This is a genomic window from Mycobacteriales bacterium, from assembly GCA_035550055.1.
In the GTDB taxonomy this organism is placed as follows: Bacteria; Actinomycetota; Actinomycetes; order JAFAQI01; family JAFAQI01; genus DASZTV01.
In genome coordinates this window covers 150,870-172,790 of record DASZRO010000005.1, presented here as the reverse complement: position 1 = coordinate 172,790, position 21,921 = coordinate 150,870, and the positions used below count along the sequence as shown (strand labels likewise).

The following is a 21,921-nucleotide window of genomic DNA, read 5'->3' as shown; positions in this document are numbered from 1 at the left end:
CACCGGGGAATGGCGGGTGTCTGACATCTCACAGTTCGGGCGGCGGGTTTCCGCGTTACGGTCCCGGTATGGCCGTCATCGACGCCGGCCCGACGACCCAGCCGCCGGTCTTCCGGTTCAACCCGCGCCGGGTGCGTTTCTCACTCGACCGCACCCGTAGCGCCGAGTTGTGGGACGAGATCGGGGAGTCCGCCCGGACCGACGGGCTCGTGCGCTTCAAGTTCGCCGGCGACACCTGCTGGGTCGTCACCGATCCGTCGTGGGTGCGCCAGGTGCTGACCTCGCCCCCCGACGTCGTCGGTCGAAGCGGATCGTTCCGCAAGCTCAGCGTCATCATCGGCCACAGCCTGCTGACCACGGAAGGCGCCGAGCACCGGTTGCGTCGCCGGCAGATGCAGCCGGCCTTCCACCGCGACCGGCTGCGGGTGTACGCCGACAGCATCGTCGCGGCGGCGACCACGACCGACACCGAGTGGCAGGCTGGTGCCCGAGTCCACATGGACCGGGACATGGCCGCACTCACGATGGATGCCATCGGCCGCGCGGTGCTCGGCCTCGACGGTCGCGCCCTGGCACCGTCGGTCGGCAAGGCACTCGAGAACCTGATGCGCGCGATGCCGCTGATGTTCCTGCCGAAGGTCGACTGGCTGGCGGACAAGCCGGTCCCGGGCTTCGGCTGGTTGCGCCGCTCGATCGCGCATCTGGTCGAGGTCGCCGAACGCGGAGCCAGGACGAGCGAAGCCGAGCTCGTGCGTTCGCTGCGTACGGCGGTCGAGGACCTTCCGCAGCTCTCCGACGATGACGTGCGCGACGAGCTGCTGACCTTGCTGATGGCTGGCCACGAGACGACGGCGGTCACCCTGACGTGGCTGTGGTGGCTCCTCGACCAGCATCCCGACGTCGGTGAGCGAATGCGTGAGGAGATCGCGCAGGTCGTCGGTGACCGCGACCCGACGTACGACGACGTCGAGCGGCTGCACTACACGCAAGCGGTGGTCGCCGAGACGCTGCGGGTGCGTCCAGCGGCGTGGATCAACGAGCGTCAGGTCACCGGCGAGCTGCGACTCGGCGCCTTCCGGCCCGCGCCGGGGGACCTGATCCTGATCCCGTCCTGGGTGATCCAGCGCGACGACCGCTGGTGGACCGAGCCGCTACGGTTCCGGCCGCAACGCTGGCTCGACGCCGAGGGCTGTTACGACGAGAAGACGCCCGGTCAGCCCAGGGGGGCCTACCTGCCGTTCGGTGCTGGTGCCCACGCGTGCATCGGCCAGTCGTTCGCGTGGACCGAAGCCGTCCTCGCGCTCGCGATCCTGGTGCCGAAGTGGCGACCGACCCTGGCCTCCGACGCGAGGGTCGGGATCCGCGCGTCGGTCACGCTGCGCCCCGCGCACGGCATGCCGATGGTGCTCGACGCGCGGGACTGACCGGCGTCATCCGATCTGGTAGGTGCCGACCGCGTGCGCAACCGGTGTGCCGCCGGCATCCGTGACGGTCGCCTCGACGTGGCAGAGCCTGCGCCCCCGGCGCAGCACCCTGCCGCGCGCGGTGAGGTCGCTGGCCGTCGCGGGCGCGAGGTAGTGCACCGTCAGGTCGACGGTGCTGCCGCGCAGCGAGTCGGGTGGGTCGTCGTAGCACCAGCAGGCGGCCATGACGGCGGTGTCGGCGAGCGCGGCGATCGCCCCGCCGTGCACGACCTCTGCGATGGTCGTGAGCTCCGGCCGATACGGCAGCACCAAGCTCGCCTCGTCGTCGCCGAGCGAGCTGATCTCGATGCCGAGCAGCGCCACCAGAGGCGACGACGGAATGAACCCGCGCATGATCTCCCGGCCGTCGGCCATCACGTCTCCTTCACGGTCAGCCAGCTGGGGAGGTTGGTCACCCCTGCCTCGTGCAGCTGGTTGCGCAGCTGCTCGTTCCACGGCCGGTAGAGCGCCTCGATCTCCCGGCGCAGCGTCGGCGGCACGTCCACCGTCGCGGCCTCGGCCTTGTTGACGGCCTCATAGCTGCGTCGCGCCGTCGAGTAGAGCTTCGGGTAGCGGTGCAGGACGCGCCGCCCGAGCCGCGCGCCGCTCGCCGCTGCGCGCTGCATCACCGGGCTGCGGTACGCCGGAGCGCTGTTGTCGACCGGCACCGCCGCCGGGAGCCGCGCGGGATCGATGCCGAGGCGGCGGCACTGCTCGGCGAGCAGGCCGAGCGGGTCGCGGATCAGGTCGTCGAAGAAGAAGATGTCGCAGCGCCCGTCGTACGCCGACAGCCAGGCGGGCAGCCAGCGGGCGTACTGGCCCCCCCACAGGGCGGTGAAGTTGTTGCCGGCCCGGGTGTCCGCCTCTGCCGGTGACAGCGCCCGGCATCGGTCGACGTAGTCCGGCAACGTCATGTCCGCCGGGATCTGAAGCCTGCCTTGCATGAACTGGAAGAACGAGATCAGTCGGCTCGCCGGCTCCCGCAGGATGATCGCGACCCGCGGATCGCACACTTCCTTGATGGCGGCGGCAGTGCGCTCGCCGCCGTAGAAGTAGTCGGGGGTGCACTCCATGACGACCGGTTGCCCTGTGTAGCGACGGAAGTAGGCCTCGTAGTCGGCCAGCGGGGCTAGGGGCTCGCCGTAGCGAACCGCCTGGAAGTAGCGCGTCTCCTTCGTCGACGAGGCGAGAACCTGCGGGTGCTTCGACAGCGTGTTGAACACCGTCGTCGTCCCGGCGCGACTCACCCCGACCACGACGAAGTTCGGAAGCACTGTGACAGTGTGACGCCATGCGCGAGCGGGTCGTCGTGGTGATCCCCGCGTTCGACGAGGAGCAGCGGATCGGCGCGACGGTCGCCGCCGCGCTGACGATCCCCGGGGTGGCCGCCGTCGTTGTCGCAGACGACGGTTCGCGTGATCGCACGTCCGCCGTTGCCGGCGATGCGGGGGCCAACGTCGTGCGGCTCTCGCGCAACAAGGGCAAGGCTGCGGCGATGGTCGCGGGGGCGGACGCGGCCCGCGCCGCCGGCTACGCGGCCGCGCCGTTGCTGTTTCTCGACGCCGACCTCGAGGACACCGCCGCGGCGGCGGCCCCGCTCGCTGAGCCGGTCATCGCCGACCGCGCCGACATGACCATCGCCGTGCTACCTCCGGCACCCGGCGGAGGCCACGGTTTCGTGGTGCGGCTGGCGAGCACCGGCATCCAGCGGGCGACCGGATGGACGCCCACCCAACCGCTGTCCGGGCAACGCTGCATCAGCCGGGAGCTCTTCGACGCCGTGCAGCCGCTCGCGCGCGGCTTCGGGGTCGAGACCGGGTTGACCATCGACGCGCTGCGCCGAGGTGCTCGGGTCGTGGAGTGTCCGGTCCCGATCGCGCATCGGGTGACCGGCACCAGCCTGCGCCACCAGGTTCATCGGGCGCGGCAGTACCGCGACGTCTGGCTCGCGCTCGCGGCGCGGCGGATTCGGCGGGCCTGAACCGATTCGACCCGCTCGCCGTGATGGCGGGCATGAAGCCAACTCGATGGGCCGCCCTCGCCGCTGGCCTCGTCATCACCGGTACGACCGCTACCACGGTCGTCACCCTCGAATCCACGGCTGCTGCCGCGGGCAACGTCACGGTCAAGACCGCGAAGGTCTCGCCGTACGGCACCGTCCTGACGACCAGCAACGGCCGCACCCTCTACGTCTACAGCCACGACCCGAAGGGCAAGAGCGTCTGCAACGGCACGTGCGCCACGGAATGGCCGCCGCTGACCGTCGCGAAGGGGCACAAGGCCACCGGCGTGTCCGGGCTGAGCACCATCCGGCGCTCCGACGGCCGGCTGCAGGTCGCCTTCGACGGGCACGCGCTGTATCGCTTCGCCGGCGACACTGCCGCGGGCCAGGTGCGCGGTCAGAAGGTCGACGGTGACTGGTTCGTCGAGACGACGTCGGGTCCTAGCCACGCCAGCCCGGCGAAGCCGAAGCCGACTCCGACGGCGACGAAGAGCTCGCCGCCCAGCGGCGGCGGGTACGGCTACTGACGGTCAGGAAGCGGCCGAGTCCGCTCGGCGGGCGAGCCGGCGCCAACCGCGTCGCTCGCGCCGCCGGGTGCGGCTCGCGCCGAACTCGAGGGTGAGCATCGCGACCGCCACCGGCAGCACGTCGCGAAGCCGCAGCATCACGTAGCGCTGCTCGCCGAGGGCGTGGAACTTGCGCAGGTAGCGGTAGAGCGACTCGAGCCGGATCATCGGGTCCAGTCGGTGCGCGGCCCAGTAGCCGACGCGGTCGAGGCCGCGCTCGGGCTTGGCTTCGAAGAGCTCCGGGAACGCCGCGAAACACAGCGAGACCCGCCGCGCGCCGTGCGCCTTCGCCCACTCGATCATGTCGAACGCGATCCGCTCGTCGACGCCGTTCGGCGCCCCGGGCACCCGCCAGGGCAGGTCCTGGGAGATCTCGCGGCCGCGGTCGGCTGTCGCGAACCGCTGGAAGCCGACGACGCGACGGTCGGCGTCGAAGGCGACCACGATCTTGGTCCCGACATGCTGCTCCTCGAGCAACCCGTCGAGGATCATCGAGAACCCGCGGTGGGGGTTGCGCTTGCTGTTCTCGACGAGGTTGAGCAGCGTCGCCCGCAGCTGCGGCGGAAGCTCGGTCTCGTCGTAGATCTCGGTAGTGACACCGAAGTTGTGGGTGCGCTGCACCGCTTGGCGCAGGTTGCGGAAGGCGCGGCCGGTCAGCGTGAACGTCTCCGGGTCGATGACCACGTCGCGGCCGATCGGTACCGCGCGCAATCCTTGCTGCTCGCGCCAGAAGGAGGCCCACGTCTCGCCGGCGCCGAGCACTCCGACCCGCCAGCCGTTGGCGTTGGCCGTCGCGAGGTAGGCCTCGGCCGCCGCACGTTGCGACTGTGCCGGTCCGACCGGGTCCCCGGAGGCAACCGCGACGCCGAGCCGGACCCGGTAGGCGATCGCGGCCTGCCCGTCGTCGGAGAAGATGTAGGACTTGTCGAGCCGTTGCGCGAACGGCGCCAGGCAGTCGTCGGCCGTCCGGTTGACGAGGTCGACGATCCGGCGCCGCTGGTCGGCGGTGCTCGGTGGCGAGGGCGGCGCCCACAACGCGGCGAGCGCGGCCCCGACCAGCATCAGCTGCGCCGCGGCGTGGTCGCCGCGCGAGTCGGTCAGCCAGGCGAGCACGAGCAGCCCGACACCGAGCAACAGGTGCCGAACGACCGGAGGTCGGCCGAGTGCGAGACCGCGACCGACGACCGCGAGCGCGAGGCCCTCGGCGAGCTGGCCGTGGTCGCGGACGTGGTTGCCGTGGACCGCCAGGACCACGCCGACCAGGGCGATGCCGATGCCGACCCAGCTCAGCTGCTCCGGGTACGCCGGAACGGTGCGCACCTCGCGATGCGCGGGTGCCTGTGGTGCGACGGACTTGGGCCGGCCGAACACCGCGATCCCTCCAAGTCCCCTCGAACCGTTGACGAACGGTTTCATCCCCAGGCTAGTCGTGAGTACTGACAATCCCGAGCATTAAGGTGCAGCGATGATCCTGATCTTGGGGCGCGGGCGCGTCCATGCCGACCAGCGCGACGCGGCCCTCGCTGCCGCGGCAGCCATGAGTGCGGCCAGTACGGCGGAGGCCGGCTGTCTCGAGTACAGCTTCTGGGTCTCACCGGAGGACCCGAACTCGATCGGGCTGGTCGAGCGCTGGGAGGACGACGAGGCACTGACGGCGCACATGTCGGCGCCGCACATGGCCACCTTCATCGCAGCGATCGGCCCGGCACTCGACGGCGGCATGGACGTCGTGCGCCACGACGTGTCGAAGTCGGGCCCGCTCTTCTAGCTCGTCGGCACCCAGTTGCCGTGGAACCCCTGCGGCACTCGCGCGGGCAGGTGAACGGACGCGACGTCCTCGAGCGTGGCGGCGTCGAGCAGGACGAGGTCGCTACGGTCTGCTGCGCGGTCGTATACGAACCCCATCAGCACGCCGTCGTCTTCGGCGGCGTCGGCACCTGAAGGCACGAACACGAACTCGCTGGTCTGCCGGCCGTGCCCGAAGTCGCGCGCTCGGGTGGACCCCGACGTGAGGTCGTGCTTGATGACGCGCCCTTCTTCGCCCGGGTCACCGACTCCCACGCTGTACCCGTAACGGTGCCGGCGGCCGGTGAGCCGTTCGTCGATGCGCGGGAACTCCTGCGGCCGGTCGTCCAACCTGGACTCGAGCACCTTGCGGGCAGCGGCGTCGACGGTCCAGCGTTCGAGCGTCGGGACGCCCTCATCCGGCCCGCTGTGGTTGAGGTCGAACATCTTCGGGTGGCGTACGACGTCGAGGACCAGGTCGTGCCCGTCTTCGTAGGCGTTCAGCGCATGGAACACGTAGCAGGGATCGACGTCGTACCAACGAAGGTCGGACCCGTCGCCCTCCCGCGAGAAGACGCCGATCCGCGCGGGGTAGCGCGGGTCCCACCGATACGGGAACGAGGCCGCCGAGTAGCGCGACCCGCTGCCACTCGTGCGCATCATCGTCTTGGCGAGACCTTCGGGAATGGCGTGCCGTCCGACGATCGCCGCCATGCTTGCGCGCGCCGGCAGCCGCATGGGGGCGGGAACTGCGCTCGTGCCGGTCCTGATTTCGAAGCCGACCGGGAGGTCGTAGAGCACCACATAGTGCTCGGTCAGCGAGAAGTCGTGCATCATCGGCGCGCCGTGCACCTCGATGTCGAGACTCTTGCGGACCTTCGCGTCGGTGCCGATCACGGTGTAGCGGACCTTGTTGCCCCAGGCCCAGAAGTAAGACACCGCATGCAGCTCGCCGGTGACCGGGTCTCGGTGCGGATGTGCGGTGTAGCCACCGTCGAGCGTCCCGTCGAAGTCACATGGCCCGACCGTGTCGAGGTCGTCGGTCAGCTCGTACGGTCGCGGCCCCGCCTCGACGAGTGCGAAAGTGCGCCCGGCGTGGCCGATCACGTTGGTGTTCGCTGCCATGTCAAACCCGGCATGCAGCGGGCCCGGCCGACGCGGCTCGCCGAGCGCATCGGCGACGTCGCCGGACCGTACGTAGCGGTTGCGGTACCACTGCGCCTTGCCGTCACGCAGTCGCAGCCCGTGCACCATGCCGTCGCCGAGGAACCAGTGGTAGTTGTCGGGATCGGCGGGGTGAATCGGGTTCGGGCCGATCCGCAGGTAGCGGCCGTCGAGATGCGCGGGAAGCGCACCCGTCACCGGCAGGTCGAAGGCCGTGCTCTCCTCACGAACCGGAGCGAAGTTGGCCTCGAGGTACTGGTTCGACATGCCACGCCTCCCACATCTCCATAACGCCGTTATGGAGAGGTATAACGCTGTTATGGGAAGATGGCAAGTGTGACGCCGAGCACAGCCGCCGAGCCGGACGCCCGCTCCCGCCTGATCGAGGCCGCTGCGCGGCTGCTCGCCGACGGCGGGCCGGCCGCGCTGTCGACCCGTCGGCTCGCGGCGGAGGTTGGCACCTCGACAATGGCCGTCTACACGCACTTCGGCGGGCTGCCCGAGCTGGTTCGCGCAGTGGTGCGGGAGGGTTTCGCCCGCCTTGCAGACCATATGGCCGCGGTGCCCGAGACCGACGACCCGTTGCTCGACCTCGCCGCACTCGGCGAGGCCTACCGCGCGAATGCGCTCGACAACCCGCACCTCTACGCGGTCATGTTCGGTAGCGCGTCACTCGGCGGATACCGGCTGCACGACGACGAGCTCGATGAGGGCCACTACACCTTCGACGTCCTCGTCGCGGCGACCCAGCGCGCGATCGACGCGGGCATCTTCCGAGCCGGTGACGCCGAGGCGTTCGCCGCGCAGCTCTGGAGCGCGACCCACGGTTTCGTGATGCTCGAGCTTGCGGGCTACTTCGCAAGCGATCGCGAACCGGACGCGGTGGACGACATTCTGCACCCGATGCTGGCCGGCATCGTCACCGCGTTCTTCGCCTAGCTCTTCTGTGCGGCCAGTAGCTTGTCGATCTCGTCCTCGATCCAGCGGCAGGTGTCGTCGTAGGTCAACGTCAGTTCGCCGAGGATCGCGGTCGCCGGGTCCTTGTCCTGCTGCATCACCCCGAGCAGCAGATGCTCCGTACCGATGTAGTTGTGACCCATCCGCAGCGCCTGGCGAAGCGCCAGCTCCAGTGTCTTCTTCGCGTCGCGGCCGAAGCGAACGCTGGCGCGGGCCTTTCGGGTACTGCGCTTCTGCGTCGCGAGGATGCGGTCGCGTACCGCGTCGAGCTCGAGGCCGCTGCCGGCCTTGATCGCCAGGGCCGCTATTCCTTGTGGTTCGGTCAGCAATCCGAGCACGAGGTGGGTGTTGGTCACCTCGCTGTGGCCGAGCGTGGCAGCCTGCTGCTTGGCGACCTGTACGACGTTGCGGGCGCGGATCGTGAACCGGGACAGCGGGCCACGGTCGGGAAAGTCGGGATCCTCGGTATCGCGGGGGACGAAGCGCTTCTGGGCTGCCTGCTTCGTGACGCCCATGTGCGCGCCGATCTCGGTCCACGAGGCGCCGGCCCGACGGGCCTGGTCGACGAAGTGGCCGACCAGGTGGTCAGCGACCTCGCCGACGTGTGCGGACGTGGCGGCGGCGTCCTGGAGGTGCTGGAGGGCGTCCCCATCAGGGTGCTGCGCGATCACGTGGTCGATCAGGTCGTCGAGTCGGATCGGCAAGTCGGGCATGCGTCAACCCTAGGTTGACGAGTGGGCCTCGTCAACCCTGAGTTGACGAGAGGCCGCGGGCTCAGTCGATGCGCTCCAGCGCGGCGGTGAAGAACGTGAAGTAGCGCCAGCGCAGCTGTTCCCCGTCGCGCCATCGCCGGATCTCGACGCCGTCGAGGCCCTTCGGCCGCAGGACGAGCACGCTGTCCTCGAAGGAGGCGGCTACCGAGATCCGGGTCGTGAAGTCGGCCTGCATCACGTCGTTCACGCCGTTGTCGTACGTGCCGTCGGTGTACATGTCGTGGATGATGCCGGCCGAGGTGATGACGACCCGGTTGCCGGCCTGCTCGATCCGTTCGACGTACCCCTCGATCGGGTTCGTCGTCAGCTCGACACCGGCGTCGTCCGTGACGCTCACCACCCGCCAGAGCCCGCGCAGGTCGGGGAGCCCGGCCGCGATGGGCTCGTCGCAGCCGGCGAGGATCGGTGGCGGCATCTCGCCGTGCCAGCCGCCGGGCGGGGTAAAGGCCTTGGGGATGTCCGTGACAGCAACCACGTGCCGACCCTCCTTGACACCGCCACCGTAGAAACTGTCATACTTACTGTCAATACTGCGTGAGGAGCAATGTGACCACCTCGTCGGCGGAGCTCGACGGTCGGCGCGCGCGCCGCGGTCGAAACCGCGAGACGGTGGTCGATGCCCTGCTCGAGCTGTTCCGCGAGGGCGACCTGAACCCCTCGGTCGCCACCGTCGCCGAGCGGTCGGGCATCTCGCTGCGTTCGGTGTTCCGCTACTTCGACGACCTCGACGAGATGGGCCGCATCGCCATCCAGCGGCATCTGGACAGCGTGGGCTTCATGTTCGACCTGCCCGAGCTCGGCAAGGGCTCGCGATCCGAGCGGATCGATGCGCTGGTGGGGCAACGGTCGGCGCTCTACGAGCGAGTCGCGCCGGTGGTGCGCGCCGCCATGATCCGGGCGCCGTTCCAGCCGGTGATCTCCGAAGCGCTGGTCGCGCGGCGCGCTCTGCTGCGCGAGCAGCTGCAGCGCCAGTTCGCGCCCGAGCTCGCGACGTTGCCCGACGACGAGCAGGCGCTCGTCGTGTCCGGCGCCGACGGGATCGCCTCGTTCGAGGTGATGGAGCTGTTGCGCGTCGATCAGAAGCTGTCGACGGCCAAGGCCGTCGCCGTGGTCCGCACCTCGCTGGACCGCCTGCTGCCGAAAGGGGAGTAACGGTGAAGGTTGTACGCACGCCCGACGAGGCGTTCGAGGGTCTGCCGGACTACTCGTTCGCTCCGCACTACGCGGAGGTGGCCGACGGCGACGGCGGCACGTTGCGGATGCACTACCTCGATGAGGGCCCGGCCGACGGGCAGGTCGTCGTCCTCATGCACGGCGAGCCGTCGTGGTGCTTCCTTTACCGCACGATGATCCCGGTCCTGGTCGAGCGCGGCTTCCGCTGCATCGCGCCGGACCTGGTCGGGTTCGGGCGTTCCGACAAGCCGACCGAGCGCGACGACTACACCTACGCCCGGCACGTGGAGTGGATCCGCAGCCTGCTGTTCGACCACATCGGCATCAGCAACGCGACGTTCTTCGGCCAGGACTGGGGTGGCCTGATCGGCCTGCGCGTCGTCGCGGAGAACCCGGATCGCTTCGCGCGAGTCGCGATCGGCAACACCGGCCTGCCGACGGGTGACGCCAAGATCACCGAGGCGTTCCTCAACTGGCGTCGCTTCTCGCAGGAGACGCCGAACTTCGACGTCGGCTTCATCATCAGCACCGCGACGGTGAACCCGCCGGCCCCGGAGGTGCTCGCGGCGTACAACGCGCCGTTCCCCGACGACACCTACAAGGCCGGCGCCCGGGTGTTCCCGACGCTCGTGCCGATCACGCCGGACGACCCTGCATCAGCCGCGAACCGCGCCGCGTGGGAGGTCTTCGCGAAGTGGGACAAGCCGATGGTGATGCTGTTCAGCGACAGCGACCCGATCACGAAGGGCAGCGACCGGCTGTTCCTGGAGAAGGTTCCCGGGACGGCGGGCCAGCCGCACCGCACGATCGAGGCGGCCGGCCACTTCCTGCAGGAGGACAAGGGCCCCGAGCTGGCCACGGCGATCGCCGACTTCATCGACGCGAATCCGGCGTGAAGCTACCGGCTGTTGGCGACCGCGCGTAGGAAGTCGCCGAGCTGGGGCTTGAGTACGACGACGTAGCGGTCGGCGTCGGTTGTCGCCGCCTCGGTCGCGGCCCGGATCGCTTCGGCGGACACGTCCGCCGGAAGCAGGTCCCACCGGGCTTCGGCCCAGGTGCGGTCGTCGCCGATGGCTACGCCTTCGACGTCGAAGGTGGCGATCCGGCGGGCACCCGGGATCTCGACCTCGGGGGCGTCGGCGTCCGCGACGAACTGCAGGAGCATCTGCGACTCGGGCGTGGTGTCGGTGTCGACGAGTGAGCGGTCGACGGTGTCCGGCTGCGGGAACGTCGCCGAGACGATCGTGAACTTCATGCCCGCGTCCTTGTGGACGTGGGCCTCCTGGAACTCCGGCGTCATGTTCATCTCGACCAGCGCGTTGCGGTACGGGTAACGGACGATCGCCACCCGGTCCCACTTGTGGTCGGTGCCGGCCGGCTGGTCCACGACGATCGCCACGATCACGAGCTCGGCCCCGATCGCGGCGATCGGACCGAGCGGGCTGTAGAGGTTGTCCGCCTCCCACCCGGTCAGCGTGGTCTCCCGGCCGTCGGCGTACTCCGCCCGCTCGCGGTAGCTCATCAGGTTGAGCGCCCACATCGGCTCGTCCTTCGGGGCGTCGGCCCACGTCGCGATGTAGGGCAGGTTGAGCGTGCCGTACCGCGCGTGTGGCGCGTGAACGACGTCGTTGGGGGCTGCGCCCTCGGCCATCAGACGGACTCCTTCTTCTCAGTTCCGGCGAGCTTGGCGGCGACTTGCCGCAGCATCTCCTGGGCGACCATCGGGCCGGCGTTCTGGTTCTGGCCGGTCACGAGGTTGCCGTCGACCACCCAGTGGTTGGCGAACGGGTCGCGGAAGCGATGAGTGGACTCGAACTCGGCGCCCCGCTTGCGTAGTTCGGTTTCGGGGTGAAACGGCGTCGAGGAGATGCCGAGCTCACGGACCTGCTTGTCGGTGACCGCGCTGATCTTTCGCCCTTGCACCAGTGGTGCACCGTTCGGCGCCAGCGCGTTGACCAGGCCGAGTGGGCCGTGGCAGATCCCGCCGATGACGAGGTCTGCGGCCGCGGCCGCCGTCACCGCGTCGCCGAGCTCCTCCGAGGTCGCGAAGTCGAACGCCGCGCCCCACCCGCCGGCGAGGTAGATCAGGTCGTAGTCGTCGATGGGTACGTCGCCGACCGGCAGCGACTCGTCGACCTTGCGCCGCAGCTCGTCGTCGGCGAGGAACCGGTCGTCGGCCGCGCACCGGATGACCGGTTTCAACGACAGCGGGTCGACCGGGATCGTGCCGCCGCGCGGGCTTGCCACGTCGACGTCCATCCCGGCGTCGAGAAAGGCGTAGTAGGGGACGGTGAGCTCGGAGGCGAACACCCCGGTCGCCTTGCCGACGTCCAGGACACCGTGGTTGGTGGCGACGACGAGCGCGCGACGGCGTGGCAGGTGGAAGTGCTCCGTGGCGCGCAGCTCCGGGTGCATCCCGACACGACGGACGAGTCGGCGCAGCGCCCGGGCCGGCAGTGGTGGCCGCTTGGCAGCCGGGGACGGGTTGCGCGCGACATAAGGCCACGGGTTGTTGCGCTCCGGTACCCGTGCCGCCCGCTCCTCCTTGAGCCGGGTCTGCAGGTGCTCGAAGATCGCCCGGCACTTGTCATCGCCGGCACGGTTCTGCGCCTCGGTCGGATCCTCGTCGAGGTCGTAGAGCTCCCACTCGTCGGGTAGCGGCTCCCGGCGGTAGGCGTTGCCGCCGATCCCGTTTGCGGCCAGGTGGGCGATGCCGGGGCTGGTCCACGTCGCCGGATCGTCGAAGGTCCGCACCAGCTTCCAGAGATGACCGCCGCCGCGCTGGGCGTCGCTGGCGTCGACCCTTGCCACGACGCCTTCGAAGTTCGAGCCGGTGTGGGCGGCGACCTGGATGCGAAGCGGGACGGGCGGGTTCGCCTTGCGGCGAAGCCGCCGCGCCAGGCCGGACAGCCCCGAGTCGCCTTCGAGCATGTTGTCGCGGGTCAACAGGTAGACGGCGCGCTTCGCCGCCTCGCCGGTCGGGGCGCCGTCGACGATGGGCATCAGGTTCGTGCCGGGAAGCTCGTGCACCTCGCTGAAGTCGCGGCGCAGCTTCTTGGCGACCGCCGCTTCGTCGATGCCGGCTGCCGCGAGCAGGGTGGGCACCAGATCGACGTGCGAGCTCGGCGCGGTGACACTTCGCGCGACGGTCGTCTTCTCGCCGCCGACGCGCGCGATGAACATCGGGATCCGCGTCGCCTCGTCGTAGAGGTTGAACCACTTCTGGTGCAGCCCGCCGTGGGCGCCGAGCAGCTCGCCGTGGTCGGCGGTCCGGACGAGGACGGTGTCGCCGGTCAGCTGCTCGTCGATCGCCCGGCGTACCCGCTCGAGCGGTTTGTCGACCTCGGCGTGCAGCCGGTAGTAGAGGTTGCGGTACTCCTGGGCTCCCTTGGTGTAGATCCGCTCGATGGCCGCGGGCGGCCCATACCCGGACGGGTACGCCGCACGGTAGCCGGCCTGCGCGGCCGGTTTGCCGGCCAGGTCCTCGTGCGCAGTGGGCGCCTCCGGCACGTCGGGCGGGTCCAGCGGCGAGGCCTTCAGCGGGCTGCGGCGGCCGCGCCACGCGGGGTACAGCACGATGTCGTGCGGGTTGACGAAGCTCGCGACGAGCAGAAACGGGCGCGCCGCCGCCGCGTCGCCGGACCGGCGGCGGTCGTACCGATCGGTGAGCCACGCGATGACCCGGTCGGCGAGCAGCGGGTCGCGGCGCACGCCCGAGTCGGCGAGACCGGCGCCGTGCGGTTCGGGCCCCACCCAGCCGGAGAACCCGTACGGCGCGAGCGGGTCCTCGTCGAGGTAGCGCTGCACCGCTTCGGGGATGACCCGGCCGTCGGCGCGGTTGGTGGCCAGCGGCTTGCCTCGTTCGAGGATGTCGGCGTGGCTGATGTGCCACTTGCCGTCGTAGTGGGTGTCGTAGCCCGCGGCACGGAACCAGTTGCCGAGCGTCGGCACCTCGCCCGCGGGCAGCCAGCGCATCCGCGAGTCGTCGGCGGCCTTGCCGAGCCCGTCGGTCTGCGTGACGCCGTGCAGGTCGGGATAGTGGCCGGTGAACATCGTGGGGCGGCTCGGGACGCAGGCGAGCGAACCGGTGTAGTGCCGTTCGAAGCTCACCGCGTTCTCGCGGAACCACTTCGTGCTCGGCAGGTGCGCGTCGCGCCAGGCCAGCAGCTCGTCGGTCTCGTACGGCGGGACCGCTCGCTCCTCGTCGGTGAGCAGGATGATGACGTCGGGCTTCGTGCTCACTTCGACCCCTCCTCGACCCGTGCGGCGAGACCGCCGAGCATCTGCTTCGCGGCGCGCGCCAGCTGGCGCGACAGGGCGCGCCCGACGATCCGGCTGACCGGGTTCGGCCGTGACGTGATGACGGTGGAGACCGTCGTCTTGGTCTGCCCGCCGGACTCGGCGAGCTGCCACGTCGTCACGACGCTGCCCGCGATCGGGGGCAGCCCGTCGAGGGTGTAGGACAGCAGCTCGCCGGGGCGCCAGTCCACGACCGTCTCGAGCAGCGTGATCCGCCCGGTCTGGACGCGGCGTACCGCGCCGATCCCTTGCCGGGCCGCGGTGGTGGCTACCGAGTGGTCGACGTTGGGCGCCCACGACGCGATCGCCGGGAAGTCGGCGAGGACCGCCCACACCTCAGCGGCCGGAGCCGCGATCTTCCGTGAGCGCTTCGGCATGTCTACACCTCCACCCGGAGCAGGTCGTCGCCGAGCACGATCCTGCCCGAGAAGTGCGCGGCGGCGCGCCCCCTCCACTCGGGCTCGTCGGCCGGCGTCAGCGCCGGGACGTAGTGGGTGAGCACCAGGGTCGCCGCCCCAGCACGCGCCGCCGTCTGCGCCGCCTGCTCGACGGAGGAGTGATAGTCGGTCACGTCCTTGAGTCGCTGCAACGGAACCGTCTCGATCACGTCGGACCGCACCGCGGTGTGGACGACGGCGTCGGCGCCGGCGCACAACGCGTCGAGTGAGGCGCACGGGACGGTGTCGCCGGCGAGCACCACCGAACGGCCCCCGTGGTCCACCCGGAAGCCGATGCTCGGCTCGACCGGACGATGGTCGGTCGGCGCGGCGCTGACCGTGACCTCGGCAGTGCTGAAGCAGATGCCGTCGGTGGTCTCGCGGACGTCCACCGGCGGCTGCCAGGTCAGGTCGGCGTGGTGGGCGAGCCGGTAGCCGATGTCGTGGCCGAGCATCGCGAGGATCCCGCCGACGACGTCGCGGGTGCCGGGAGGTCCGATCACGGTGAGCGGCGAGGGCGTGAAGCTGGTCACCCACCGAGAGGTGATCACGTCGTTGAGGTCGGTGATGTGGTCGCTGTGCAAATGCGTCAGCAGCACGGCATCGATCACCGCCGCTGAGACGCCAACCGCGGCGGCTCTCATCAGCACGCCGCGGCCGGCGTCGACCAGGAGCCGGGTGTCTCCCGCGACGACCAGCGTCGACGGACCGGCACGTTCGGGGTCGGGCAGCGGGCTGCCGGTCCCCAGAAGCACAACCTCGATGACGTCCCCCTAGCGGAGTGGATGAGAACTAGACGGCGGGCGGTGGCCCGCTGCGTACTGACCGGAACCGGCCCACGCCCATCTCCGTCACCTCGCGGCGGCGGTCGGTGAACGAGAACCAGGCGGTCGCGACGACGAGCGCGACGAGCAGGCCAATCGCGCGGGCTCGCTCTCGTCCGTCGTCCGGCCGGCTCGCGGCCTCGACCACCACAGCGGGTGCCGACGAGGCGATCACCGGCGCCGGCGCGGTCGGGGTGATCGCACCTTGCGACGGCAGCGGGACCGCCGGCGCGGTCACGGCCGGCGGCGGTGACGGCCCCGTTGTGAGGGTCGGGGTCGGCGCCGGTGCAACGGGCGAGGTCGACGACTGCGGCAAAGTGAAGTCGAGCAGGCTGAGGGTGTCCTTGCCGGGCGCCGAGAACACCAGCCGCTCCAGCCCGAGGCTGCCGGGCAGGATGACGACTGAGAGCGTCCGACTGTTCGTCAGCAGCCGACTGATCCCGGGGAAGACGATCGCCTTGCCGCCGTCACCGATCTGACCGACTGTCGATCGATGGTCGCAGTCGTACTTCGGTGCGGCGCTGGCCGGCTGCTGGCCGCCAGGCTTGAACGACGCCGCGGGGCAGGCAATGGGGGTCACCCCGCTCGGCAGATGCGAGTCGATCGCCGCGGTCGAGAACCCGGTCAGATGCAGGGTCAGGCTGCCGGGCGTCGCACCGGCGGGAAGGCGGAACTGCAACGCGGTGTACGCCGTCACCTCACGGAGGGTTGGGATCGGCAGTGAGATCGGCAGGAGCGCAGTGTTGATCGTCAGGCCCTCGACGACCAGGTCGGACTTGCTGACGCCGGGCATCGGCGCGCCGGGGGTGAGTGAGCTCGGTCTCGTGGCGTCGTACCACGCCGCCTTGTCCGGGGCGATCGAGATCGGGAGCGGACCCTGCGGCCTCGTGACCGAGCCGGCGGACAGTGCGCCGGCCGAGACCACACCGAGCAACGAGACCCCGACCGCGACCGCGGCGAGCACGAGGCGCCTCATGTCGCGGCCGCCGCGGCGGGTACGGATCCGGACCGGTTGCGTGTGGCGTCGTTGCTGCCGAGATAGCTCGCGACGACCTGCGGATCGCGCAGCACGTCCTCCGGGCGGCCGCCGGCGATCACCCGCCCCTGCTCGAGGGCGAGCAGGCGGTCGCTGACGGCGCAGATCAACGGCATGTCGTGCTCGATGACGAGCAGCGAGCAGTCCGCCTCGTCGCGGATCCGCAGCAGCATCGGGCCGAGCGCCTCGGTCTCTCGCTGGGCGATGCCACTGCTCGGCTCGTCGAGCAACAGGACGACCGGGTCGTAGGCCAGTGCCATGGCGATGTCGACCATCCGGCGAGTTCCTGTCGAGAGCTCGCGCACCAGCTTGTCGCGGTAGGCGCCGAGAGAGAGCAGCTCGACCAGATCGCTGACCGTCCAGGCGATGTGGCGTTCCAGGTCGGCGACGTCGGGCATGCCGAGCGCGGCGGCGAGGTGGTCGTGGATCTCCAGATGCCGCTCGAGCGACGCGGCGATGTTCTCGGCGACCGAAAGGCTCGGGAAGATCCGCGCGTCCTGGAACGACCGGCCGAGCCCGAGCCGGCCGCGCGCGTCCGGGCCGGTGGCGGTCACGTCTTGGCCGGCGAACCAGACCCGGCCGCTCGTCGGGCGAAGGAAACCGCTGACAAGGTCGAAGCAGGTGGTCTTGCCCGCGCCGTTCGGCCCGATCAGGCCGAGGATCTCGCCCTCGGCGAGGCTGAACGAGACCGAGTCGACGGCGCGTACGCCGCCGAAGGACACCGACAGGTCGGTGACGCGCAACACGTCCGCCTTGGCCTCGGCGCGGACCTTGATCGGCGGCGTGGTCGACGGCCTCGGCTTGGCGGTCGCCGGCCCGTCGTTGGCCGCTGCCAGGAAGACCGATCGCACGATGTCGTCACGCTCGACGAGCTCGGCAGTCGGTCCGCAGAAGCGCACCTCGCCCTTCTCCATGAAGTAGGCGCGTTCGGCAATGGTGAGGGCCACGTTGACCGACTGCTCGACCAGGACCACCGTGGTGCCGCCTTCGTTGACCTCGCGGACCACGTCGAGCAACCGTTCGACGATGGTGGGCGCGAGCCCGAGCGACAGCTCGTCGATGATCAGCAGGCTCGGCCGCGTGATGAACGCCATCCCGACTGCCAGCTGCTGCGCCTCACCGCCGGAAAGGTTCCCGGCGAGGGTGTCCCAGCGGTTGCGCAGGTTGGGGAACCATTCGAGCACCTTCGCCTGCGCCTGGTCGCCGGCCGCCAGGTGCTCCTTGCTGCGGATCCAGCGGGCGGCCCGGAAGTGGTCGGCGACCGTGACGGTCGGGAAGATGCCCTTGCCGCCCGGGACCTGCGAGATGCCGCTTCGCGCTCGGGTGACCGGACTGAGGGTGGTGATGTCGCGACCGTCGAAGGTGATGGTGCCTTGCGAGGGCATGGTCAGCCCGCTGATGGCACGCAACAGCGTCGACTTGCCGGCGCCGTTGGTCCCCAGCAGCGCGAGAATCTCGCCGCGCCTGATGTGCATGTCGACGCCGAAGAGGACCTGGACGCCGTCGTAGCCGACGTCGAGGTCGCGGCAGACCAGCAGTGCGTCCTCGGTCGGCTCGTCCACGTGGAACCGGTGCGCCTCGGCGGAGTGCTCGGCCGCCGCGCGGTCGGCCTGCAGGCTCGGCAGCTCGATGGCCCGGCGGCCCGCCACCCAGCGCAGGTAGCGATCGCGCAACGCCGTACCGGTCGAGGCGATGCCGCCGGGGAAGAACGACAGCACCAGCAGTACGCCGCTGGACAGCCCGAGCTCGTCCATGTAGCTCACCAGCGAGCCGAGCCGGATGTGGTCGAGCCACCCGAACAGCGACCCACCGAAGAAGTTGAGCGACTCGTAGGCGAGGGCGCCGAGCACCGCGCCGTAGGGGCTCGCGATGCCACCGACCGTCGCGAACACGAACACGTCGATCGACAGCTGCATCGGGAACGTGGTCGAGTCGATCGCCGACACCTGATAGGCGAGCAGCGCCCCGCCGACCGCGGCCATCGCACCGGCGATGGCGAACGCGGCGATCTTGGTCCGGGCGGCGTTGACCCCGAGTGCCTGCGCCTCGCGGATGTTGTCGCGCTGCGCGATGAACACCCGCCCGGAGCGGGTGGACCGCAGCCGGACCATGGCGGCGATGAACAACAGCAGGATGCCCAGGCACAGGTAGTAGAAGACGCGGTCGGTCGCAAACGACGTGGCGCTGGTGTCCCACCGGCCGAACAGGACCGGGCGGTCGATGCTTTGGGTGTCGCCGGGCAGCAGCCAGCCGAAGTACCGGGAGTCGAGCACGAGGTACTGCACGCCGGCGGCGAACGCGAGGGTGACAACCGCCAGGAAGAGCCCGGGCAGCCGCAGCGCCGGGATACCGATCAGCGTGGCGATGATCGCTCCGACGGCGGCGGCGACGAACAGCGTGACGAAGAAGTCCGCGTGGGCGTGCGTGGCAAGACCGCCAGCGACGGCCGCGCCGACCCCGGCGATCCCGAACTGCCCCAACGAGAGCTGCCCGGCCCAGCCGGTCAGCGGCGTGAGTGACAGCGCGACGATTGCGTAGATCACGACCTGTTCGAGGTCGCCCAGCCGCGACGATCCGACGATCTCCGGCCCGAGGACGGCCAGTACGGCGGCGGCGACCTTGAGCCCGCGGCCACTCCACATGACCTCGGGCACCCGTCGCAGCTGGAGCGGGACGGGGCGGGACTCCGCGAAGGTCTGGAAGCTCGAGATGCCGCTGTCGAAGGCCCGCGACGCCTGCCGGCGGCCGAGCAGCGCGACGAGCACGATGGGCAGGACGAGCACGGCGGGCAGGTAGGCGTTGTTCGTCGAGTAGAACGCGGCCCGGTCGAGGATGCCGAGGCCGATGCCGGCGATCAGCGCGGTCGGGATGTCGTCGAAGTTCGCGATGACGGCGGCGGCGAGCGGGAACAGCAACAGTTCCGGGTCGATGTCGGCGCCGAGCGACTGCCCCACGACGGCGATCTTCAAAAACGCCGACGCGGCGGACAGCAGACCCGCGATCACCCAGACGAGCACCGCCATTCGCCGTACCGGGATCCCGAGCAGCGAGGCGCGGTCGGCGTTGTCGGCGCTGGCCCGCACTCCCAGTCCGGTCCGGGTGAGCCGGAAGAACAAACCCAGGCCGACCGTCACCGCCAGCGCGACGACGATGATCGCGATGTAGTCCCCGGACAGGACGACCTGCCCGACCGAGAAGTGCCAATGGCTGAACGGCGTCGTCAGCTGCGTGGCACCCAGCACCGTGCTGCCGAACAGCGACGGCAGGACGACCTCGCCGATCGCGAGGATCTGGCCCACCCCGATCGTCGCGACGGTGAGCACCAGGCGGGACTTGTTGTTGAACCGCCGCAGCAGGGTGCGCTGCGCGATCATTCCGAGCAGCCCGCCGGCGCCGAGCGCGGCCACCACCCCGACGAGGTAGGGCAGGTGGGCCTGCTGGATGACGAGCAGCCCGAGCACCGCGGCGCTGCCGCCGAGCGAGGACGCGGCGAAGTTGATGATGCGCTGCGCCCGGTAGACGAGGATCAGTCCGAACGCCGGGAGGGCGAACAGCAATCCGAAGATCGCGCCTTCGACGAGGTTGCCGAACGGCACGCCATGCGGGGCGGGCAGGAAGCCGAGCTCGGTACGCCGGTGGCCCCAGCCGAAGACGAGCTCGGCGGCGAGCGCGATGACCGGGACGGCGAGCACCCGGACCAGCCAGACCTGTGCGGTCTGGCTGCGCGAGTGGGCCGGCGAGCTCAAGAGCGACCGGGGATCTTGAACGTGCCGGTCGGCAGCTGCCCGAGCGCGTATCGCTTGCCGCCGTTGAGCGACACGTAAGTGCCCGCCTTGCCGTTCACGGGGGAGTGCCGGGCGGGATCCCAGTAGATGATGCGGGCATCCGAGACTCCGGTGAAGTCGTCCGGACCGAACTTGATCAGCGCGTGGTTGGGCGAACCACCGAGCGGTGGCAGGCTGAGCACGCCGCTTTCGAAGTTGACCGCGGTCAGGTGCGGACCGGCTTGCTGAAGCCCCGCGGCGAGCACGCTGAAGAAGCCCTGGATGTTGGCGGCGCTGATGAACGGCGCGTCCGAGCCGTGCGTGCTGCGGTAGACCGCGCCTGAGTCGTAGCTGGAGATGGCCGCCATGTTCGGCAGGTCGCCGAGGCCGAACGCGTTCTTCCACTGCTGCGCGTTGTAGAGCTGGGCGAGCGAGTCGAAGTCGAGGTAGGCCGAACCGACGACGACGTTCTCGGGGAAGTAGCCCTGATCGGTGAGCTGCGGCGTCAGGTAGACCGGGAACACCGGATCGGTGAAGTACAGCAGCGTGGTGATGCCGTTCTGCTTCGCCTGTGAGGCGAGCGTCGTGCTCTGCACGACCGCCTCCCCGGTGTCGGGCGAGTAGCTCTTCACCGTGGCGCCGCCGCCGTGGTCGCAGGAGTTGATGATCGCCGCCAGGTGCTCGGCCACTTGCAGGTGCTCGGGGGTGTCCTCGGTGAGGATCTCGGCGGAGCGTGGCTTGTCCCGCAGGCTCGCCTCGCCGGCGTACACCGCGTCGCGGTTGGCCAGCTCCTTGCAGTACCACTCCCCGGTGAGCTCGGCCTGGGTGTCGCCGTCCATGTCGTAGTCGAAGTGGTAGGGCGCCTGGCTGGTGCTGAAGCTCTGCGGCATGTTCATGCCGCCGAGGTTGGTGACGTGGAGCTGGCTCAGCTCGGACTGGAAGCCGGGAGCAGTGATGTTGCGCGGGAAGATCACAGCGAACGGGTGGTACCGGGCGACGATCGTCTGGGCGTCCTGGCGGAAGCACGAGTCGCTCGGCGGTGAGGCCTGGCAGGACTGGCTGACGTAGTCGTCGACGTGGATCCTGCGGCCCCACAGCTCGTACTTGGAGTTGATGAACTGCGTCGCGCGCGCGATGTAGTCGTTGACCTGAGCGACGCTGGGCGCCAAGCCCGCGGGGCCGAGGATGGCGTTGAGCGCCAGGCTCTGCTTGGGCTGGTAGTAGACGATCTCGATCGTGGTGGCGGTGACTCCAGGGGCGGTTGCGCCGCCGTTGTTGCCGCTGAAGGTCGGCTGGCAGGGCGGGGCGGAGGCGAAGCCCGCGACCGCGAACTGCCGGCCGTCGACGCAGTGGGCGGTGCTGCCCGCCGGCGTCGTACCGCTCGCGGTCTGTCCCGGGCTCGGAGTGGCAGTCGTGCCCGGACCGGCAGCGCTGCCCTTGCCGTGGTTGCCGTTGGGCGCCGAGGGGGCGCTTGCCGACGAGGTCGGTACGACGCCGGCGGGCGGGACCGGCACATCGGTGCTCACCGTGCCGGGAGCGGCGCCGTTGTAGGAGACGGTCGAGCTGGACGGGCTCTTCGACGGCGCGACGATGATGAGCAGCAGCAGCGCCGCGGCGACGATCAGTGCCGGTGCGTACCTGCGGATGGGCACTGTTGCTCGATTCACGCCGTGCCTCG

General features: G+C 70.1%; 20 protein-coding genes and 1 pseudogene. 7 read left to right on the top strand and 14 right to left on the bottom strand.

The window, feature by feature from the left end:
• Positions 1 to 68 precede the first annotated feature (68 nt).
• On the top strand, positions 69 to 1,424 hold the full coding sequence (locus VG899_01185) for a cytochrome P450 (GenBank protein ID HWA64967.1): 1,356 nt from the start codon (positions 69 to 71) through the stop codon (positions 1,422 to 1,424).
• A 6-nt stretch (positions 1,425 to 1,430) separates the two neighbouring features.
• Here VG899_01185 and VG899_01180 read toward each other — a convergent pair whose 3' ends face one another.
• Complete coding sequence (locus tag VG899_01180; protein ID HWA64966.1) at positions 1,431 to 1,838, bottom strand: PaaI family thioesterase; 408 nt, start codon at positions 1,836 to 1,838, stop codon at positions 1,431 to 1,433.
• Positions 1,838 to 2,737: a sulfotransferase gene (locus VG899_01175; GenBank protein ID HWA64965.1), complete on the bottom strand. Its 900-nt coding sequence runs from the start codon at positions 2,735 to 2,737 to the stop codon at positions 1,838 to 1,840. Before VG899_01175 ends, VG899_01180 begins: the two co-directional genes overlap by 1 nt.
• A gap of 17 nt (positions 2,738 to 2,754) precedes the next feature.
• On the opposite strand from VG899_01175, the gene VG899_01170 reads away from it, so the two are divergent.
• Positions 2,755 to 3,444, top strand: coding sequence for a glycosyltransferase (locus VG899_01170; protein HWA64964.1), 690 nt, complete (start codon positions 2,755 to 2,757; stop codon positions 3,442 to 3,444).
• A gap of 32 nt (positions 3,445 to 3,476) precedes the next feature.
• Positions 3,477 to 3,992: a hypothetical protein gene (locus tag VG899_01165; protein HWA64963.1), complete on the top strand. Its 516-nt coding sequence runs from the start codon at positions 3,477 to 3,479 to the stop codon at positions 3,990 to 3,992.
• 3 nt (positions 3,993 to 3,995) lie between these two features.
• Here VG899_01165 and VG899_01160 read toward each other — a convergent pair whose 3' ends face one another.
• Positions 3,996 to 5,447, bottom strand: coding sequence for a phosphatidylglycerol lysyltransferase domain-containing protein (locus tag VG899_01160; GenBank protein ID HWA64962.1), 1,452 nt, complete (start codon positions 5,445 to 5,447; stop codon positions 3,996 to 3,998).
• A gap of 49 nt (positions 5,448 to 5,496) precedes the next feature.
• Here VG899_01160 and VG899_01155 point away from each other — a divergent pair, with 49 nt between their 5' ends.
• Positions 5,497 to 5,799 (top strand): putative quinol monooxygenase, encoded by a 303-nt coding sequence (locus VG899_01155; GenBank protein ID HWA64961.1) that lies wholly within the window; start codon positions 5,497 to 5,499, stop codon positions 5,797 to 5,799.
• On the opposite strand, the gene VG899_01150 is transcribed toward VG899_01155, so the two are convergent.
• The gene (locus tag VG899_01150; GenBank protein HWA64960.1) at positions 5,796 to 7,247 is read right to left on the bottom strand and encodes a carotenoid oxygenase family protein; all 1,452 of its coding nucleotides are present in this window, start codon (positions 7,245 to 7,247) and stop codon (positions 5,796 to 5,798) included. The two genes, VG899_01155 and VG899_01150, sit on opposite strands and share 4 nt — an antisense overlap.
• Positions 7,248 to 7,316: 69 nt before the next feature.
• Between VG899_01150 and VG899_01145 the strand changes: the two genes are divergently transcribed.
• Entirely contained in the window at positions 7,317 to 7,919 is a 603-nt protein-coding gene (locus VG899_01145) for a TetR/AcrR family transcriptional regulator (GenBank protein HWA64959.1), read from the top strand.
• Here VG899_01145 and VG899_01140 read toward each other — a convergent pair.
• Together VG899_01140 and VG899_01135 are read right to left on the bottom strand one after the other, a co-directional pair.
• A complete protein-coding gene (locus tag VG899_01140) occupies positions 7,916 to 8,650 on the bottom strand; it encodes a Clp protease N-terminal domain-containing protein (GenBank protein HWA64958.1) in 735 nt (244 codons plus the stop codon). The two genes, VG899_01145 and VG899_01140, sit on opposite strands and share 4 nt — an antisense overlap.
• Before the next feature lie 61 nt (positions 8,651 to 8,711).
• On the bottom strand, positions 8,712 to 9,185 hold the full coding sequence (locus VG899_01135; protein HWA64957.1) for a hypothetical protein: 474 nt from the start codon (positions 9,183 to 9,185) through the stop codon (positions 8,712 to 8,714).
• Positions 9,186 to 9,256: 71 nt separating this feature from the next.
• Between VG899_01135 and VG899_01130 the strand changes: the two genes are divergently transcribed.
• Together VG899_01130 and VG899_01125 are read left to right on the top strand one after the other, a co-directional pair.
• Positions 9,257 to 9,862 carry a TetR/AcrR family transcriptional regulator gene (locus VG899_01130; GenBank protein HWA64956.1) on the top strand — a complete coding sequence of 202 codons (606 nt, stop codon included), beginning with the start codon at positions 9,257 to 9,259 and terminating at the stop codon, positions 9,860 to 9,862.
• A gap of 2 nt (positions 9,863 to 9,864) precedes the next feature.
• A complete protein-coding gene (locus tag VG899_01125; GenBank protein ID HWA64955.1) occupies positions 9,865 to 10,779 on the top strand; it encodes a haloalkane dehalogenase in 915 nt (304 codons plus the stop codon).
• Positions 10,780 to 10,781: 2 nt separating this feature from the next.
• Here VG899_01125 and VG899_01120 read toward each other — a convergent pair whose 3' ends face one another.
• From VG899_01120 to VG899_01085, 8 genes and pseudogenes are all read right to left on the bottom strand, one after another.
• Positions 10,782 to 11,534 carry a hypothetical protein gene (locus tag VG899_01120; GenBank protein ID HWA64954.1) on the bottom strand — a complete coding sequence of 251 codons (753 nt, stop codon included), beginning with the start codon at positions 11,532 to 11,534 and terminating at the stop codon, positions 10,782 to 10,784.
• Positions 11,534 to 12,298: a type 1 glutamine amidotransferase domain-containing protein gene (locus tag VG899_01115; protein ID HWA64953.1), complete on the bottom strand. Its 765-nt coding sequence runs from the start codon at positions 12,296 to 12,298 to the stop codon at positions 11,534 to 11,536. The genes VG899_01120 and VG899_01115 overlap by 1 nt, the downstream gene beginning before the upstream one ends.
• Before the next feature lie 12 nt (positions 12,299 to 12,310).
• A pseudogene (locus VG899_01110) lies at positions 12,311 to 14,125 on the bottom strand (sulfatase-like hydrolase/transferase).
• Positions 14,122 to 14,559, bottom strand: a complete 438-nt coding sequence (locus tag VG899_01105; protein HWA64952.1) for an SRPBCC family protein — start codon at positions 14,557 to 14,559, stop codon at positions 14,122 to 14,124. Before VG899_01105 ends, VG899_01110 begins: the two are co-directional and overlap by 4 nt.
• A 2-nt stretch (positions 14,560 to 14,561) precedes the next feature.
• Complete coding sequence (locus tag VG899_01100) at positions 14,562 to 15,383, bottom strand: ribonuclease Z (protein HWA64951.1); 822 nt, start codon at positions 15,381 to 15,383, stop codon at positions 14,562 to 14,564.
• 28 nt (positions 15,384 to 15,411) lie between these two features.
• A complete protein-coding gene (locus tag VG899_01095; protein ID HWA64950.1) occupies positions 15,412 to 16,419 on the bottom strand; it encodes a hypothetical protein in 1,008 nt (335 codons plus the stop codon).
• Positions 16,416 to 20,225 (bottom strand): ATP-binding cassette domain-containing protein, encoded by a 3,810-nt coding sequence (locus VG899_01090; protein ID HWA64949.1) that lies wholly within the window; start codon positions 20,223 to 20,225, stop codon positions 16,416 to 16,418. The genes VG899_01095 and VG899_01090 overlap by 4 nt, the downstream gene beginning before the upstream one ends.
• A complete protein-coding gene (locus tag VG899_01085; GenBank protein HWA64948.1) occupies positions 20,222 to 21,895 on the bottom strand; it encodes a hypothetical protein in 1,674 nt (557 codons plus the stop codon). The genes VG899_01090 and VG899_01085 overlap by 4 nt, the downstream gene beginning before the upstream one ends.
• Positions 21,896 to 21,921: the final 26 nt, after the last annotated feature.